The 16,945-nt window shown below is 38.2% G+C and carries 9 protein-coding genes; 7 read left to right on the forward strand and 2 right to left on the reverse strand.

Annotated elements, in window-relative coordinates:
- The first annotated feature begins 10 nt into the window (after positions 1 to 10).
- Entirely contained in the window at positions 11 to 4,966 is a 4,956-nt protein-coding gene (locus tag FNW07_RS11180; protein WP_126744802.1) for an S-layer family protein, read from the forward strand.
- 122 nt (positions 4,967 to 5,088) lie between these two features.
- Here FNW07_RS11180 and FNW07_RS11185 read toward each other — a convergent pair whose 3' ends face one another.
- Positions 5,089 to 6,678: a peptide chain release factor 3 gene (locus tag FNW07_RS11185; protein WP_126744803.1), complete on the reverse strand. Its 1,590-nt coding sequence runs from the start codon at positions 6,676 to 6,678 to the stop codon at positions 5,089 to 5,091.
- A gap of 220 nt (positions 6,679 to 6,898) precedes the next feature.
- On the opposite strand from FNW07_RS11185, the gene FNW07_RS11190 reads away from it, so the two are divergent.
- The 4 genes from FNW07_RS11190 (at position 6,899) to FNW07_RS11205 (ending at position 11,909) form a co-directional block, all read left to right on the forward strand.
- A complete protein-coding gene (locus tag FNW07_RS11190; protein WP_126744804.1) occupies positions 6,899 to 8,878 on the forward strand; it encodes a peptidylprolyl isomerase in 1,980 nt (659 codons plus the stop codon).
- Positions 8,879 to 8,946: 68 nt separating this feature from the next.
- A complete protein-coding gene (locus tag FNW07_RS11195) occupies positions 8,947 to 10,353 on the forward strand; it encodes a peptidylprolyl isomerase (RefSeq protein ID WP_126744805.1) in 1,407 nt (468 codons plus the stop codon).
- 77 nt (positions 10,354 to 10,430) lie between these two features.
- Positions 10,431 to 11,384 carry a MoxR family ATPase gene (locus FNW07_RS11200; RefSeq protein ID WP_126744806.1) on the forward strand — a complete coding sequence of 318 codons (954 nt, stop codon included), beginning with the start codon at positions 10,431 to 10,433 and terminating at the stop codon, positions 11,382 to 11,384.
- A 6-nt stretch (positions 11,385 to 11,390) separates the two neighbouring features.
- Positions 11,391 to 11,909, forward strand: a complete 519-nt coding sequence (locus FNW07_RS11205; protein ID WP_126744807.1) for a GNAT family N-acetyltransferase — start codon at positions 11,391 to 11,393, stop codon at positions 11,907 to 11,909.
- A 20-nt stretch (positions 11,910 to 11,929) separates the two neighbouring features.
- Here FNW07_RS11205 and FNW07_RS11210 read toward each other — a convergent pair whose 3' ends face one another.
- Entirely contained in the window at positions 11,930 to 13,069 is a 1,140-nt protein-coding gene (locus tag FNW07_RS11210; protein ID WP_158626871.1) for a hypothetical protein, read from the reverse strand.
- A 31-nt stretch (positions 13,070 to 13,100) separates the two neighbouring features.
- Here FNW07_RS11210 and FNW07_RS11215 point away from each other — a divergent pair, with 31 nt between their 5' ends.
- On the forward strand, positions 13,101 to 14,216 hold the full coding sequence (locus tag FNW07_RS11215) for an acyltransferase (RefSeq protein WP_158626872.1): 1,116 nt from the start codon (positions 13,101 to 13,103) through the stop codon (positions 14,214 to 14,216).
- Positions 14,217 to 14,466: 250 nt separating this feature from the next.
- Complete coding sequence (locus FNW07_RS11220; RefSeq protein WP_126744810.1) at positions 14,467 to 16,734, forward strand: aconitate hydratase; 2,268 nt, start codon at positions 14,467 to 14,469, stop codon at positions 16,732 to 16,734.
- Positions 16,735 to 16,945 lie beyond the last annotated feature (211 nt).

A 16,945-nucleotide genomic window follows, 5' to 3' on the forward strand; every position in this document is an offset into this window, starting at 1 on the left:
TTTTATATTTATGGGAAATCTTTACAATTTACTCCGGAGCTCGATACAAATAGGCTCCTTTTCCGAAATTGCAGGTAAAAGCATCCAAAGCAAAAAAAGCAATACTTTTTTTGGATTCCTTGCTATTTCACTGATGGTACTTTTTTTTCAAAACTCTTTTTCTCAAAGTGCCGGTAACTACGCTTTTTCTACAGGTAGTAGTGGCTCACTTGCATTAGACATGATTGGGAATAACGTGGATATGAGTTCTGGAACCACTCAATTGGTAGGTCCTGGATTGGATGCCACTGCTTCAGCCGTGACCAACATCGGGTTTAATTTTTATTTGATGGGTTCAAAATATACTCAGTTTTCTGTTCAGGAAGATGGGATTATTCAACTTGGTTCAGCAGTTGTAAGTACAAATACTTATACTATAAGCGGTGGAACAGCGACAGCACCAAGATTATCTGCTTTTAATGCAGATTTTAGAACGGGTACCACGACGGGAAAAATTCATTACAAGATGGTCGGGACTACTCCAAATCGTGTTTTGGTGGTTGAATTTGTTGACATGCAACTCTTTTATACAACAGCAGCTGCAGGTACATCGACATGGCAGATGAGACTTTATGAAAATGGAACTCTTGAAGCGGTTTATGGAACGATGTCAGTTACTAATGTATCGGCATCAAGTAGAGCTCCATCGATTGGTTTTTATACCGGGGCGGCGACAGGTAATTTTGTTTCCGTAAATCATACTGCCCATACTTCTTCGATAGTTGCTCCATATACAGCCAATCCTAATATTGCAGCCGTCGGACCAATTGCTTCTATTGATACTCCTGCAAACGGAAGCAGAAGAACTTATAGTTTAACACCTTTATCGGCCACTCCCTCTGATGCTATAACTATGACGTTTACAGCTGTTACTTCGGGAAATACGACAGTAAATTGGATTGATAATTCAACAAATGAAACTCTTTTTGTCGTAACACGTGCTTTAGATGCGGGCTTTACTGCGGGTGTGGTTAATACAACAGTATCTTCCACGTCAATGCTTACGACTGGAACAGGATATTCTTCTGTCCAAACAGGTCTTACTCCTTCAACGTTATATTATTATAAAGTTGCAGCTGCAACAGAAGGTGGAATTCCTTCAAGCGGTCTGTTGGGATCAACGAGTACGACTGCTCCAGGTACTTTTACTTCTATTGTTACCGGAAACTGGAGTTCGCCAAGTACTTGGGATATCGGTATTGTTCCAAGTCCTTTCGACTCTGCTGTTATTTCTACTGGAAATATCGTGACACTTGATTTAGCCGGTTTGGCAATAAATAATTTAGATGTTAGCGGAACTCTTAATTATGGTGCAACACCAACAACATTTGCTGTCAATGGAAATTTAACAGTTAACGTTGGAGGTGCTGTAAATGTTTTTAATGCTACAACAGGGAAAACTTTGACTGTAACTGGGAATATCACAAACAATGGTACAATGGATATTTCTGTTGGAATCACAACTGGCGGTAATTTAACTTTGAATGGTACTGCCGTTCAAACTGTAAATGGTTCTGGAACATTTGTAACAAGTGTAATTAGAAACCTTACTTTCAGTAATACTAATGCCAGTATTCCAAACATTATTTGGTCGTTTAATGATATTAAAATTGCTAATAATTTAAATCTTACCGGAGCCCGAATTAATATGGGGACCAATAAAATGACATTTGGTAATAATGCTGTAGGAGGAACACTTACTGCTCCGGTTGGAACTGGTTTCCTGACCGGTGCTAAATTTTCACGATGGTGGACAACAGCAGCGACCGGAACTGCAATTACTGCCGGAACTGATCCGACAAATACTACTAGCAGATATCCGTTTATAAATGCTTCAGGTGCAAACAGGGCGATGTATATTACCCGTTCTAGTGGTACCGTTACTGGAAATACAGCAGGTGAACTGGCGGTTGTTTATACCGATGGTACCGGAATGACTACAGGATTGTCTATTGCAGACGGTGCTTACACTATCAATGACAGATATAATGGAAAATGGGCTGTCACTGCGGAAGCAGGATATGTCTATGTTTCAGGAACACATACTGCTGTTTTAATAGCTCAAAATGCGTATACGGCCGCGAATGGTAATTCTCGAATAATGACTGATTTAGCCGCAATCGCAGGAACGCACCAAAACGGTACGACAACACCAAGCGCACAAAGAACAGGCTTAACAACCGCTGATTTGACCACTGCTACGGGATTGTATATGGGAATTAATTCGGCTGACGTGCCTTTTACTTCTATTGCAACAGGTAGTTGGGATTCAGCAGCTATATGGAATAAAGGAACTATTCCTACATGTACAGATGCCGTAGTAATCGCAAATGCTACTGTAGTTACTGTAGCTTCTGCAGGAAATGTTGCAAAAAATGTAACAGTTGCTGTGGGTGGTACGATGGTGCAGTCTTCAGGAGATTTAACAGTTGGTTGTACACTTAAAAATAATACTTTTACGAATAATGGAACTTTTAATGTTTCTGGTGGAACATTAAATGTGAACGGAAATGTATTGATTGCTTTGGGTTCAACATTCAATCAAAGTGGTGGCGCCATCATTGAAGATGGAAACGATAATGGTATCGTTGCAAATAGTGTTGCTACCGGAACCACTTTGTTCAGAATTAACACAAGTACTGTATCATTAACAGGTGGTCAAATTACAATTGTTGATCCACACGTTGGAACAAGTACATCAGATTATTCTTTTGGTTACGGAGTTACTTCCCATGCAAATGCAACTACAGCACACACAGTTAATATTGGAAATGGAGTTTCTATGGATGTAACAACCAATACTGGTGGTTATATTGTAGATCCGTATATATCAACTGCACGTTTGAATTTAGGAAATCTTGTCTTAAATTCAGCTGTTGCTAACAGAATAGTTACCTTACCGGAAGGTTTAGGGATTCACGGGAATTTAACCATCAATGCAGGTAATGAATTAAGAGCAACAGGTTCGTTTTTATTTGTAATAGGTGGGAATGTTTTAAATAACGGAACACTTACGGCTTCAATAACTAATTTTGCATTAGGCTCACCTAGCCCTACTTCTGTAGCGGCGGTTTCAAATGTTAACCCTCAATCGGTATCAGGAAGTGGAGTTTTTAGAAATTCAGCATCGGCAGTTACAGCCAATCTTGCTAATTTAATTGTAGACAATACGAATGCAACCGGTGTTACATTCAACGTGCCAATTTCAGTAAGTGGAACCTTGACATTAATCAATGCGAAACTAAATACAACAGCAGCAAATTTGCTTACTTTAGGTACAGCAACCGCCGCCGGGACTCTAGTTGGTGGTTCAGCTACTGCTTATGTTAATGGACCATTTGCGAGAACTTTTGGTGTAAGAGCTTCGGCTGCAACGTATGATCAGACTACTTTATTCCCTGTAGGTAAAGGGACAGTTTACCTTCCAATAAATATGGCACCTACAACTACACTGGCAGGAGTAAAATTGATGGCAGAGACTTTTACTTCCAATTCAGGAACATATCCAAGTATATATTCAAGTTTGGGAGCTAATCGTTGGGAAGCTTCTGTAATTGCTGGAGGTGCTAACCTTACCGATGTTTTTGTAAGAGAGAATGACGCTGCAATAGCAATTAATGATGAAATTCTTCAGTCCGCTTCAGCTGCAGGACTTTACAATGCAATCATACCTGCCTCCGTAAATGTACCTGGAGCATCTTTAGCTACAGCTACAGCAATTGCAGCTGCTAATTTTACAGGCTTCTTTTCATATGGAAAAAAATGTACCACTGCTGCTCCAACCGGAACGGCTGCGCAAACATTCTGTAACGCGGCAACTGTAGCTGATTTAACGGCTACCGGAACAGGAATTCAATGGTATGCCGCTGCTACAGGAGGAACAGTCTTAGCTTCGACAACCGCTTTGGTGAATGGTGTACATTATTTTGCATCACAAACTTCCACTTGTGAATCACCGACAAGATTTGATGTAACGGCTACTGTAAATGTAACTGCTGTCCCAACAGGAACTGCAGCTCAGACATTTTGTAACGCTGGAACGGTAGCTAATTTAGTTGCCACAGGTAGCGGAATTCAATGGTATGCAGCACCAACAGGAGGAGCACCTTTAGCTTCTACAGTGACATTGGTTGATGCCGTACACTATTTTGCTTCTCAAACGGTTTCGGGTTGTGAATCAGCCACAAGATTTGATGTTACGGTTACTGTAAACAGTACGTCTCAGCCAACTGGTTCTGCGTCACAAACATTCTGTAACGCCGGAACGGTTGCGAATTTAGTAGCAGCAGGGACAGGAGTGCAATGGTATGCAGCAGCAATAGGCGGGTCGCCTTTAGCTTCTACAACTGTATTAGTTGACGGAGCACATTATTTTGCCTCTCAAACGGTTTCTGGTTGTGAATCAGCAACAAGATTGGATGTAACGGTTACAGTAAGTAACACACCAGCACCAACAGGAGCTGCGAGTCAGACTTTCGTTACAGGACAAATGCTTAGCGATATTGTAGTTTCCGGAAGTAATATTGTATGGTATGCTTCATCAGCAGATGCATCAGTTGCGGCTAATCCATTGCCGAACTCAACTTTATTAGTGGATACCACTACATATTATGCTACTCAGACTATTGCAGGTTGTGCTGGTACATCTAGCTTAGCTGTAACAATTACGGTTAATTTAGGGGTTAATGAGTTCGATTCTAGCTCATTTGCGTTCTATCCAAATCCAGTTAAAAATGTCTTGAACTTCTCATATTCAAAAGATATGACAGATGTGGCAATATTTAATATCATGGGTCAGCAGGTTTTTGCAAGCAGAATTAATGCAACTACGGCTCAGATTGATATGTCAGGTTTATCAAATGGTACTTACTTTGTAAAAGTATCTTCAGATAATGCGACAAAAACAATCAAAGTGATTAAAAAATAAAAGAAATTATTCTTTGTTATAAAAGCCATCCTTCGGGATGGCTTTTTTGTAGATATAGCCCAAAAATAAAAACCTTCCAAATTGCTCTTCGGAAGGTTTTTTTATTATGAAACGATAGGTTTTTAATCGAATTCAGAAGTAAAGAACAATTTTACATTCGGAAATTTATTCTGCGTCATTTGAATCGTAAAATCAGAATCGGCTAGAAATACCAATTGGTTGTATTTATCCTTGGCTAAAAATTTCTGCTTGATGCGTTTGAATTCTTTAAATTCCTCGCTTTTCGGATCCTCAGGTTTTACCCAGCAAGCTTTATGAACAGGGAAATTCTCATAAGAACATTTCGCTCCGTATTCATGTTCCAATCGGTATTGGATAACTTCATATTGTAAGGCACCCACAGTACCAATGACTTTTCGGTTGTTTAATTCCAATGTAAATAACTGGGCAACTCCTTCATCCATTAACTGATCTACTCCTTTGTCCAATTGCTTCGCTTTCATCGGGTCGGCATTATTGATATAACGGAAATGTTCCGGAGAGAAACTCGGAATTCCTTTGAAACTCATCACTTCCCCTTCCGTCAGCGTATCGCCGATTTTAAAATTCCCTGTATCATGCAGGCCTACAATATCTCCGGGGTAGGAGATGTCTACAATTTCTTTTTTCTCAGCAAAAAACGCATTTGGGCTTGAAAATTTTAAATTTTTATTTTGACGAACATGCAGATACGGTTTATTGCGTTCGAAGGTTCCGGATACAATTTTGATGAATGCCAGACGGTCCCGGTGTTTTGGGTCCATATTGGCGTGGATTTTAAAAACAAATCCGCTCATTTTTGTTTCTTTCGGGTCAACTAATCTTGTTTCTGAATCTTTTGGTCTTGGTGACGGCGCAATTTCTACAAAACAATCCAAAAGTTCCCGAACTCCAAAATTATTCAAAGCCGAACCAAAAAACACGGGCTGTAATTTTCCGTCCAGATATTGCTGACGGTCAAACTTTGGATAGACTTCGTCAATTAATTCTAATTCCTCACGTAGGCTGTCGGCCGGTTTCTGTCCTATTATTTTCTCCAGTTCCGGACTTTGTACATCCGAAAGGGCAATTGTTTCTTCAATATTTTTACGACTATCCCCGCTGAACAGATTGATGTTTTGTTCCCAAAGGTTATAAATGCCCTGAAAATCATACCCCATTCCAATCGGAAAACTCAATGGGGTAACGGTAAGTCCTAATTTTTGTTCCACTTCATCCATTAAATCAAAAGCATCTTTTCCTTCACGGTCCAGTTTGTTGATAAATACGATAATTGGAATATTCCGCATTCTGCAAACGGAAACCAGTTTTTCGGTTTGTTCCTCGACACCTTTCGCAACGTCGATTACTACGATTACACTATCGACAGCGGTTAAGGTTCGGAAAGTATCCTCGGCGAAATCCTTGTGCCCGGGTGTATCCAGAATGTTGATTTTTTTGTCCTTATAATTGAAAGCCAAAACGGAAGTCGAAACCGAAATTCCTCTTTGACGCTCAATTTCCATGAAATCACTCGTTGCGCCTTTTTTGATTTTATTGTTCTTTACCGCTCCGGCCTCCTGAATGGCACCTCCAAACAACAATAATTTCTCAGTTAAGGTTGTTTTTCCTGCATCAGGGTGGGAGATGATTCCGAAAGTTCTCCTGCGTTCTATTTCTTTTAAAAAGCTCATATTTTCTGTAAATGGACTGCAAAAATACTATTTATTAAACAAATAATTCACAAACGTTAAAAAGAGAATAATGCGAGTAAGAAAATTCAACTTTTTCTGTTAATAAATTTTTGTTAATAGTAAAGCCTATACTTGTTTAATGTAATTGAATTGTTATTTTTGTTGGTTGCAAATTGTGACCTGGGTATAAAACTTTATTTACTTAACTAAAAATTATATAATGAAAATTAAACAATTGTTTTTTGGATTGTTGCTTTCCTTGAATTTGATCGCATATTCTCAAACCAGCCCGAAAGAAGTTTTGTTTACAATTGACAATAAACCGTATTATACCGATGAGTTCATCAGGGTTTACAATAAAAATCTTGATTTAGTTAAGGACGAATCCCAAAAAGATTTAAATCAGTATCTGGATTTATTTATTGGCTATAAGCTAAAAATAAATAAAGCATACAAATTAGGTCTCCAAAATGGTTCCTCTTACCAAAATGAACTGAAATCGTATAGAACCCAGCTTTCTAAAAATTACACTTCAGATTCTAAAGTTACCAAAGAGCTTGTTGAGGAGGGATACAATCGTTCCCTGAAAGAAATTAAAGCAGCTCATATTTTAATTTTAGTGGATGAATTTGCTGCTCCGGAAGATACTTTGAAAGCGTACAGACAAGCTTTAGATTTAAGACAAAGAGCTCTAAAAGGCGAAGATTTTGGGAAACTGGCGGTAGAATTTTCACAGGATCCTTCCGCAAAAGAAAACAAAGGAGATTTAGGTTATTTTTCTTCTTTCCGAATGGTATACCCTTTTGAAACGGCAGCCTATAAAACCCCAAAAGGAAGTATTTCCAATCCTGTTAGAACTCGTTTTGGGTATCACTTGATAAAAGTGGAAGATGTCAGGGATAATAGAGGTGAAGTGTCTGTAGCGCACATTATGATTTTAACTCCAACCACGACAACCGACGGTAAAACTGACCTTGACAAGCCTAAAAATACGATTCAGGAAATCTATAAAAAACTGAAGCAAGGCGAAAAGTTTGAAGATTTAGCCAAGCAATTCTCTGAAGACAAATCATCTTCTACAAAAGGAGGGGTATTAAATCGTTTTGGTTCAGGCCAATTAAGCTCAGAAGAGTTTGAAGCCGTAGCTTTTGCATTGACTCCGGAACATCCGATATCGGAACCTTTCCAAAGTCAGTTTGGATGGCATATCGTAAAACTGATTGAAAAATACCCGGTCAAAACTTTGGAAGAAATGACGGCCGACCTCGAAACTAAAGTCAGTAAAGATGATCGTTCCCGATTAATCATAGCTTCCATGACTGAAAAACTGCGTAAAAAATACACCGTAAAACGGGATGATAAATTTTATGCAGCAGTATCCAAATTAGTGACCAATGACTTCTATGAAGGAAAATGGGATGTTCCAACCAATATGAAGGACTACAATAAAAAACTGTTCACTATTAACGAAAAGGAAATTATGGCTCCTGCATTCTTGTCTTTTGTAAGAGCTCAGCAAAAAATAAACAATACTTTAAAACCGATAAACAAACTTGTTGATAATTTGTACCAAAAGTATGTTGATGAGCAATTGAATGTGTATTACAATGATAATCTTGAAAATGAATTTCCTGAATTTTCAGCAGTAATTGATGAATACCGGGATGGATTATTGCTTTTTGATTTAATGGAAAAAGAAATCTGGGAAAAATCTAAAAGAGATTCAATTGGTTTAAAAAACTTCTATGATTCCCGTATTAAAAATTACAATTGGAAAAACCGTCTGGATGTAGTTATCGCTTCCTCAACCAGTATGGATGTTATTAAAAAAGCCCAGAAACTATTGAAGCAAAACAAAACTCCGGAATTCATCAAAGAAAAATTGAATATAAAAGGCGGCACTGTTAACGTAATGACGAAGGTTGGGGTTTTTGAAGAAGAAAGTGAAGTCCTTCCGAAAAAACTAAAAATGCAAACAGGTGTTTCTGAAATCATAAAGGAAGGAGAATATTATTTTGTGACGAAGGTTAATAAGATTTTGCCGGCGGGTTCTAAAACATTGGAGGAAAGCCGTGGAAAAGTAATTAATGATTATCAGCAATATTTAGAAGAAAACTGGGTTAAGGATTTGAAAACCGAATTCAAGGTGGAAGTCAATCAGGCGGCCTTTGAGAAAGTTAAAAAGCAATTGAAATCATAACGCATTATAATAATTAATAAAAAAAGTTGAACAACAAAGTACAGATGACGCCAATAAAAAAAATAAACATGAAGTTCTTAAAGAATAAAATAGCACTTACAATATGCCTGTTGGTATTTTCTGGGGTAATGACTGCACAGGAAGTAATTAAAGACAGTACGGTTGTACCTGCAAAGAGAGTCCAGTCCAACATGAGACAAAAAGTGGATGGTGTTATTGCTACTGTTGGAGACTTCATTATTTTGGACTCGGATATCGATAAAGCGTATTTGGAAATTTCAAGCCAGGGAAATTCTGTAAAAGACATCACAAGATGTCAGATGTTGGGTAAATTACTCGAAGACAAACTATATGCGCACCAAGCCATCCAGGATAGTATTGTTGTTACAGATGACGAGATAAAAAAAACAATGGACGACCGAATCAATTATATGGTAGAACAAATTGGTTCTCTTGATAAAGTGGTTAAGTATTATAAGAAAAATTCAGAAGAAGAGTTCCGTACCTATTTCTTTGATATCCTAAAAGAAAACAGGCTGACTGAAGAAATGCAGAAAAAAATCGTCGATGCCGTAGAGGTAACGCCGGAGGAAGTACGTACGTTCTTTAAAAAAATACCAGCTTCTGAGTTGCCTTTGTTTGGTTCAGAAATGGAAGTGGCGCAAATTGTAGTAACACCAAAAGTATCTGCGGAAGAAAAGCAGAAAGTCATTGATAAGCTGAAGGAATTTAAAAAAGAAATCCAGGAGGGAGCAAGTTTTTTCAGTAAGGCGGTTTTATATTCACAGGATCCAGGTTCAAGATCAAATGGAGGATTTTATAAAATGACCCGTAAAACGCCCTTTGTTAAAGAATTTAAAGATATTGCTTTCGCACTGGCAGAGGGAGAGATCTCAGAACCATTCGAAACCGATTTTGGTTTTCATATTATTTATGTAGAGAAAATCCGCGGACAGGAAATCGATTTGAGACACATCCTTCTAATTCCTAAAGTAACTGAGGAATCATTACGTGAAGCTAAGGAAAGAATCACTTTGATCAAAAAAAGAATCGAAGACAAGGAAATTACTTTTGCTGATGCAGCAAGAACTTTATCGGACGAGAAGGAAACCAGAGCAAACGGAGGAACACTTATTAATCCAAAAACGCAGGACACCCGTTTCGAATTAACCAAAATGGATCCAAGTTTATACGGTCAGGTTTCCGGGTTAAAAGAAGGAGAAGTTTCTAATCCACTGTTGGAAGAAGATCAAAAAGGAGCTAAAAAATATAAGCTGATTACTGTAACCAACCGTATTGATGAGCATACCGCCAATTACACACAAGATTACATCAAGATCAAAAACATAGCCTTGAAGGAAAAGCAGATTAAAGAAATCGGCAGATGGTCTGAAGAAAAAATTAAGGAAACGTACGTTAAAATTAACGGTGAATACAGAAACTGCGTATTCACAAACAATTGGTTAAAAAAATAATTTTTATACAACAGATAAAAAGAGTTAGTTTTATGAATTCATATGCTAACTCTTTTTAATTTAAAATAAACTGGAAAATGTCTGATGTAGCAGCAATACAAGATTTAGTTCAAAAGAGAAAAGAACTGAAACAGGAAATCTCCAAAATCATTGTGGGCCAGGAAGAAGTGGTCGACCAAATTTTATTAAGTATTTTTTCTGGCGGTCACGCACTGCTTGTGGGTGTTCCCGGGTTGGCAAAAACACTGATGGTAAATACTATTGCACAGGCTTTGGGGCTGGATTTTAAAAGAATTCAGTTTACTCCCGATTTAATGCCTTCAGATATTTTGGGAAGCGAAATTCTGGATGAAAGCCGTCAGTTCAAATTTATCAAAGGGCCTATATTTGCAAATATCATCCTCGCCGATGAGATAAACCGAACACCACCAAAAACGCAGGCCGCCTTATTGGAAGCGATGCAGGAGCGCGCTGTTACCATTGCGGGCCATAACTATAAGTTATCATTACCCTATTTTGTATTGGCCACACAAAACCCAATTGAGCAGGAAGGGACTTATCCTTTGCCGGAAGCCCAATTGGACCGTTTTATGTTTTCTATAAAATTGGATTATCCCTCTTTTGCGGAAGAAGTACAAGTTGTAAAAAGCACCACTTCGGATATTTTTCAAAACGTCAATCCATTATTTTCTGCACAGGAAATTATCGATTTCCAACATTTGATACGAAGAGTGCCGGTGGCGGATAATGTGATTGAATATGCGGTAACTCTGGTTAGTAAAACACGTCCTGAAAATGCATTGTCAAATGATTTCATTAAGAATTATATCGATTGGGGAGCGGGACCAAGGGCCTCACAAAACCTGATTTTGGCTGCGAAGGCCAATGCGGCTTTCAATGGTAAATTCTCTCCTGATATCGAAGATGTCAAGGCGGTAGCAACAGGGATATTACGTCATCGTGTCGTTAAAAACTACAAAGCCGATGCGGAAGGAATTACGATTGAAAAAATTATTGCTTCTTTATTTTAATTCCCGATGAGCTATTTTACGCAGGAATCCGAGAGACTGTCGTTTAGGAAATTAACCATTGACGATATTCCCGTATGGACTGCGTTTTTCATAAATAACAACAGGATTAAGTTTTTGGGAATCGATATTACCAAGGCACCTGTAGTATTGGCCACTGAATGGATACAAAGGCAATTGGAACGCTATGAAACCCAAGGATTAGGGCATTTGGCTGTCATTGAAAAACAAACCGGAATTTTTATCGGTATGGGCGGTATATTGCCCCGGGAAATTGAAGGGAAACAGGAAATGGAAATTGCCTATTCTTTACAGCCTGAATTCTGGGGAAAAGGATATGCCACTGAAATCGCAAATCAGCTCCGGGAATTTGGCTTTGCCAATGGGCTGTCAAAACGATTTATCTCCATTATAGATAAGGAAAATGGTCCGTCACTACATGTGGCTTCGAAAAACAACATGAATATTTTCTATGAAACCCACTATTTGGGAATGGAGGTGTTTGTAATGGGTTGCGAAGTTGCTTAAGTCTAGTTTATTTTACAATTTTACAATCCTTTCTGAATCTTCTGATCCAATTCCTGGTCATAAAAGAACAAGAACATACTGCCCATCATATCCTGACTCCCTTTACTTGTGTTATTGACATCTAAAACCAACTCATATTGATGGTTTTGGTACAGCCATATTCCTGTTTCCGAATTAAAAACTTCGATACTGGCAAGTCCAATTTTTCCTTTATGATTGATTATGTGGCTGGTGAAAATTGCTGTTTTTGTAGTATTGTCAAATAAGGTAATGGCCGTTGCAAAAGGATGCACGTGGATGGCTGCCGCATGCAAACGAAGGCTGTCCTTGATTTGTATTTGATTGTCGATAGAACTCCGGTACGTATTTTTTCCAACCGGAATGACCCAATGTCCGGACAAAACATTGCCCTTTCCATCTTCATAACTATGGTTTTTGGTTTCTACAGGAATGCAAAAATCTTTTCCCGGATCCAGCGGACTTTTATACGGATCCACTTTATCGTAAGGCAATTGGACAAATACTGTTTTACTCATCAACGGCTTGATAGCGCTGCTTTCATTCGAATATTCGATGGTCACTTCATGCTTTATCAAATAATTGGCATCAGGTAAATTATGATTCAGTGATTGTGTTGTAACATAAAGTAAATCATTTCCTTTCATCGGAATACCGAAACCTTTTGGGAATTTAAAATTTTCCAATCCGTGTGATAACGACGTCATTCTTGGATACTGTTTACCAATCCGGTTTTCAAGATGAAAATTACTGTAATATTTCACATCGTTAAAATCGACATTGGTGTGGCAGATAAAATCATTGGAGATTCTTTTTCCTGTTTTCGAATTCAGCGCTTTGACTTTAAAACCGGTTATCCAAAGCACAGCGGAGTCCTGCGAAAGCTGCACGTAATTGGATGATTTCGGGCCCTCCATCGATTTATAAATACCGTCAATATAGAAATCCGGGGAAATCATCCGGTAGGTTTTGGTGTCATTGTTCACTAACCATTTGCTGTCAACCAAACGGGTAGCGTATAAAAATTGAGTTTTAACGATGGCCTTATGCCGGTTTGGGAGTTGGGCATACCAAATTCCGCTCCCAATGCACGCCAGTAAAGTAGCAACTCCTATATATTTGTATATCTTTGATTTTCTCATTCTAAATCTAAAAAAGCAAAAGTACATAAAGATGATTGATAATCAAAGTAATAGCTCCAATAGGGTTTTTGGGTTAGATCTGATGCGCGCCACAGCAATACTAATGGTTTTGTGTTCTCATATTTTGTGGATCTATCCGCATCCGAATACTTTGATTTCACAGGTATTTACATTGTTTGGTTTTTGGGGTGTTGAGATTTTCTTTGTGCTGAGCGGTTTTCTGATTGGCCGGATTTTATACAACCTATACATGCAGGAAGATTTTACCATAAAAACTGTTTTGCATTTCTTAAAAAGACGCTGGTTCAGGACGTTACCGAATTATTTTCTCGTGCTTTTGCTGGCTATCTTCTTGGAGTGGAGTATTGGTTATCCATTGAAGGATTTAGGCTTTTATTTTTTATTTCTGCAGAATTTTGCAAGTCCAATGAAACCGTTTTTCCCGGAATCCTGGAGTTTGTCGGTTGAAGAATTTGCCTATCTAATAACGCCATTCACGTTGTTGTCGGCCACTTTTTTTAAACCAAAAAACAAATCCAAACGCTTTATACTTGTTGTCATTTTACTGATAATGGTGTTTTTTATCAATAAGATAACTTATAATTTTTCAACTTCCAATACTACTTTAACACAATGGAACCTGTCTTTGAAAGCAGTAGTTATATATCGCATTGATGCTATTCTTATTGGAATCGCTGCCAGTTGGATCAGTCTGAATTTCACTGGGTTATGGGAAAAACAAAAAATAAACCTGGCTTTTTTAGGATGCACTCTCGTTGTATTTAAATTTGTTGGTGTCGGCTATTTTCATATATTGATTGATTCCCATCCTTTTTTCTGGAATGTTTTGTATCTCCCTTTCACATCAATAATATTTGCGTTGTTTCTTCCTCTTTTATCAAATTGGAAATTTGAAACAAACCCGTTGACCAAACCAATTACTTTTGTGAGCCTGATTTCCTATTCCATATATTTGATGCATTACAGTATTATTCTGCAAATGATGAAATATTTTGTTGACACTACTTTCTTCACGACCATTCAATTACATTTATTTGCTTTTTCTTATTTAATTGTAACTTTTTTCGTGAGTTTTTTACTGTATAAATACTTTGAGAAACCAATTATGAATCTTCGTGGTAATTAAGAAAAACTGTTGATTTGACAATTTACCGCACTAATATTTTAAGAATTATTAGTATAACTTTTAAAATTTACAGATTCTTAAATTAATCGACAAACGATACTATTCATTGAAAAATATTCATTGAAATAGAATTTTTATAAATAATAATTCTTTGAAAATACCCAAACGCTAAAAATTTTCAATTCTCGTTAAGAATGATTAGCTTTGTGCCAATTCAATAAAAAACAAACTATTAATATAACTTATTACCATGGCTTTTGATATAGAAATGATTGAAAAGGTATATGCTAACTTGGCGGAACGTGTGGATAAGGCACGTGAGTTGGTTGGTCGTCCACTTACATTATCCGAAAAGATTTTATATTCTCACTTATGGGAAGGAACTCCAACCAAAGCATTTTCAAGAGGAAAAGATTATGTTGATTTTGCACCGGATAGAGTAGCTTGCCAGGATGCTACCGCACAAATGGCTTTATTGCAGTTTATGCATGCAGGGAAAAACAAAGCAGCAGTTCCGACAACGGTACACTGTGATCACTTAATCCAGGCTAAAGTGGATGCAAAAACCGATTTAGCACGTGCCAAATCACAAAGCAGCGAAGTTTTTGATTTCCTTTCTTCTGTTTCAAATAAATACGGAATCGGATTCTGGAAACCGGGAGCGGGAATTATTCACCAGGTAGTTTTAGAAAATTATGCTTTCCCCGGAGGAATGATGATTGGAACGGATTCACATACTGTTAATGCCGGTGGATTAGGAATGCTGGCTATCGGTGTTGGTGGTGCTGATGCTGTGGATGTAATGTCCGGAATGGCTTGGGAGTTGAAATTCCCTAAATTAATCGGAGTAAAATTAACCGGTAAATTATCTGGTTGGACTGCTCCAAAAGACGTAATCCTGAAAGTTGCCGGTATTCTTACTGTAAAAGGTGGAACTGGTGCAGTTGTTGAATATTTCGGTGAAGGTGCTACGGCAATGTCTTGTACCGGTAAAGGAACAATCTGTAACATGGGTGCCGAAATTGGCGCCACAACTTCTACTTTTGGTTACGATGACTCGATGAGCCGCTATTTGCGTTCTACCAACAGAGCTGATGTAGCAGATGCTGCCGATAAAGTGGCGAAATACCTAACAGGTGATGATGAGGTTTATGCAAGCCCGGAAATGTATTTCGACCAGGTTATTGAAATTAACTTATCAGAATTGGAGCCGCATTTGAACGGTCCTTTTACACCGGATTTAGCTACTCCAATCTCAAAATTAAAAGAAGAGGCTATCAAACACGATTGGCCATTAAAGATTCAATACGGTCTGATTGGCTCTTGTACCAACTCTTCTTATGAAGATATTGCCCGTGCCGCGTCATTGGCAAAGCAGGTTACCGATAAAAACTTAAAAATAAAATCTAAATTCACGATTACCCCTGGTTCAGAGGTAGTGCGTTATACGATTGAGCGCGACGGGTTCATCGATACTTTCGATAAAATAGGTGCGACTGTTTTTGCAAATGCATGCGGACCATGTATTGGTATGTGGGACAGAGAGGGAGCGGAGAAAGAAGAAAGAAACACAATTGTTCACTCCTTCAACCGTAATTTCTCAAAACGTGCTGATGGAAATCCAAATACTTTAGCATTCGTTGGTTCCCCGGAATTGGTAACTGCTTTGGCAATTGCCGGAGATTTAGGTTTCAATCCATTAACGGATAAATTAATCAACGAAGATGGGGAAGAAGTAATGTTGGATGCTCCATTTGGTAATGAATTGCCTCCAAAAGGTTTTGATGCGGAAGATCCTGGATATCAGGCTCCAGCCGCAGACGGTTCATCTGTTGTAGTATCTGTATCGCCGACGTCTGAGCGTTTGCAATTGTTAGCGCCCTTCCTGCCTTGGAACGGACAAAATATTACCGGAGCAAAATTGCTTATAAAAGCTTTCGGAAAATGTACCACTGATCACATATCTATGGCCGGACCATGGTTGCGTTTCCGTGGCCACCTGGATAACATTTCCAATAATATGTTGATTGGTGCTGTAAATGCATTCAACCAACGTACTAATTATGTTAAAAATCAACTGAATGATGAGTACGCTGAGGTTCCAACTGTAGCGCGTGCTTACAAAGCGGCTAATGTACCTTCTATTGTTGTGGGTGACCATAATTATGGTGAAGGTTCTTCTCGTGAACATGCGGCGATGGAACCACGTTTCCTTGGAGTAAAAGCGGTTTTGGTAAAATCTTTTGCTCGTATCCACGAAACCAACCTTAAAAAACAAGGGATGTTAGCATTGACTTTTGCTAATGAGGCAGATTACGATAAGATTCATGAAAACGATGCGATCAACTTTATCGATTTAGTGGACTTTGCACCTGGAAAACCATTGACTCTTGAATTCGTTCACTCGGATGGATCCAAAGATTTCATTTTGGCTAATCATACCTATAATGAAGGCCAAATTGGATGGTTCGTAGCAGGTTCGGCATTGAACCTAATTGCTGCGGCTGGAAAAGCATAGTCTACAAATTCTATATAGAAAGCGCTCTGAGAAATCAGGGCGTTTTTTGTTTAGAACCAATGACTATAGTGATACTTTTTATTGTTCAGAAATTCATTTTTTGTACATAAATTATTAGGTGAAGGTCTGATTATGAATGTTAAAAATTTCCAAAAATCGATTTTCGGTATCTTTTAACCGATGAAAAGGCTATATTTGTGAACCTCAACAA

This window comes from Flavobacterium sp. GT3R68, assembly GCF_007109225.1.
Taxonomy (GTDB): Bacteria; Bacteroidota; Bacteroidia; order Flavobacteriales; family Flavobacteriaceae; genus Flavobacterium.

Bases quoted from the DNA above. Each gene is read 5' to 3' on its own strand.
- FNW07_RS11195 (WP_126744805.1), top strand. From the start codon at position 8,947: ATGAAGTTCTTAAAGAATAAAATAGCACTTACAATATGCCTGTTGGTA.
- FNW07_RS11190 (WP_126744804.1), top strand. From the start codon at position 6,899: ATGAAAATTAAACAATTGTTTTTTGGATTGTTGCTTTCCTTGAATTTG.
- FNW07_RS11200 (WP_126744806.1), top strand. From the start codon at position 10,431: ATGTCTGATGTAGCAGCAATACAAGATTTAGTTCAAAAGAGAAAAGAA.
- FNW07_RS11220 (WP_126744810.1), top strand. From the start codon at position 14,467: ATGGCTTTTGATATAGAAATGATTGAAAAGGTATATGCTAACTTGGCG.
- FNW07_RS11215 (WP_158626872.1), top strand. From the start codon at position 13,101: ATGATTGATAATCAAAGTAATAGCTCCAATAGGGTTTTTGGGTTAGAT.
- FNW07_RS11205 (WP_126744807.1), top strand. From the start codon at position 11,391: ATGAGCTATTTTACGCAGGAATCCGAGAGACTGTCGTTTAGGAAATTA.
- FNW07_RS11210 (WP_158626871.1), bottom strand. From the start codon at position 13,069: ATGAGAAAATCAAAGATATACAAATATATAGGAGTTGCTACTTTACTG.
- FNW07_RS11180 (WP_126744802.1), top strand. From the start codon at position 11: ATGGGAAATCTTTACAATTTACTCCGGAGCTCGATACAAATAGGCTCC.
- FNW07_RS11185 (WP_126744803.1), bottom strand. From the start codon at position 6,678: ATGAGCTTTTTAAAAGAAATAGAACGCAGGAGAACTTTCGGAATCATC.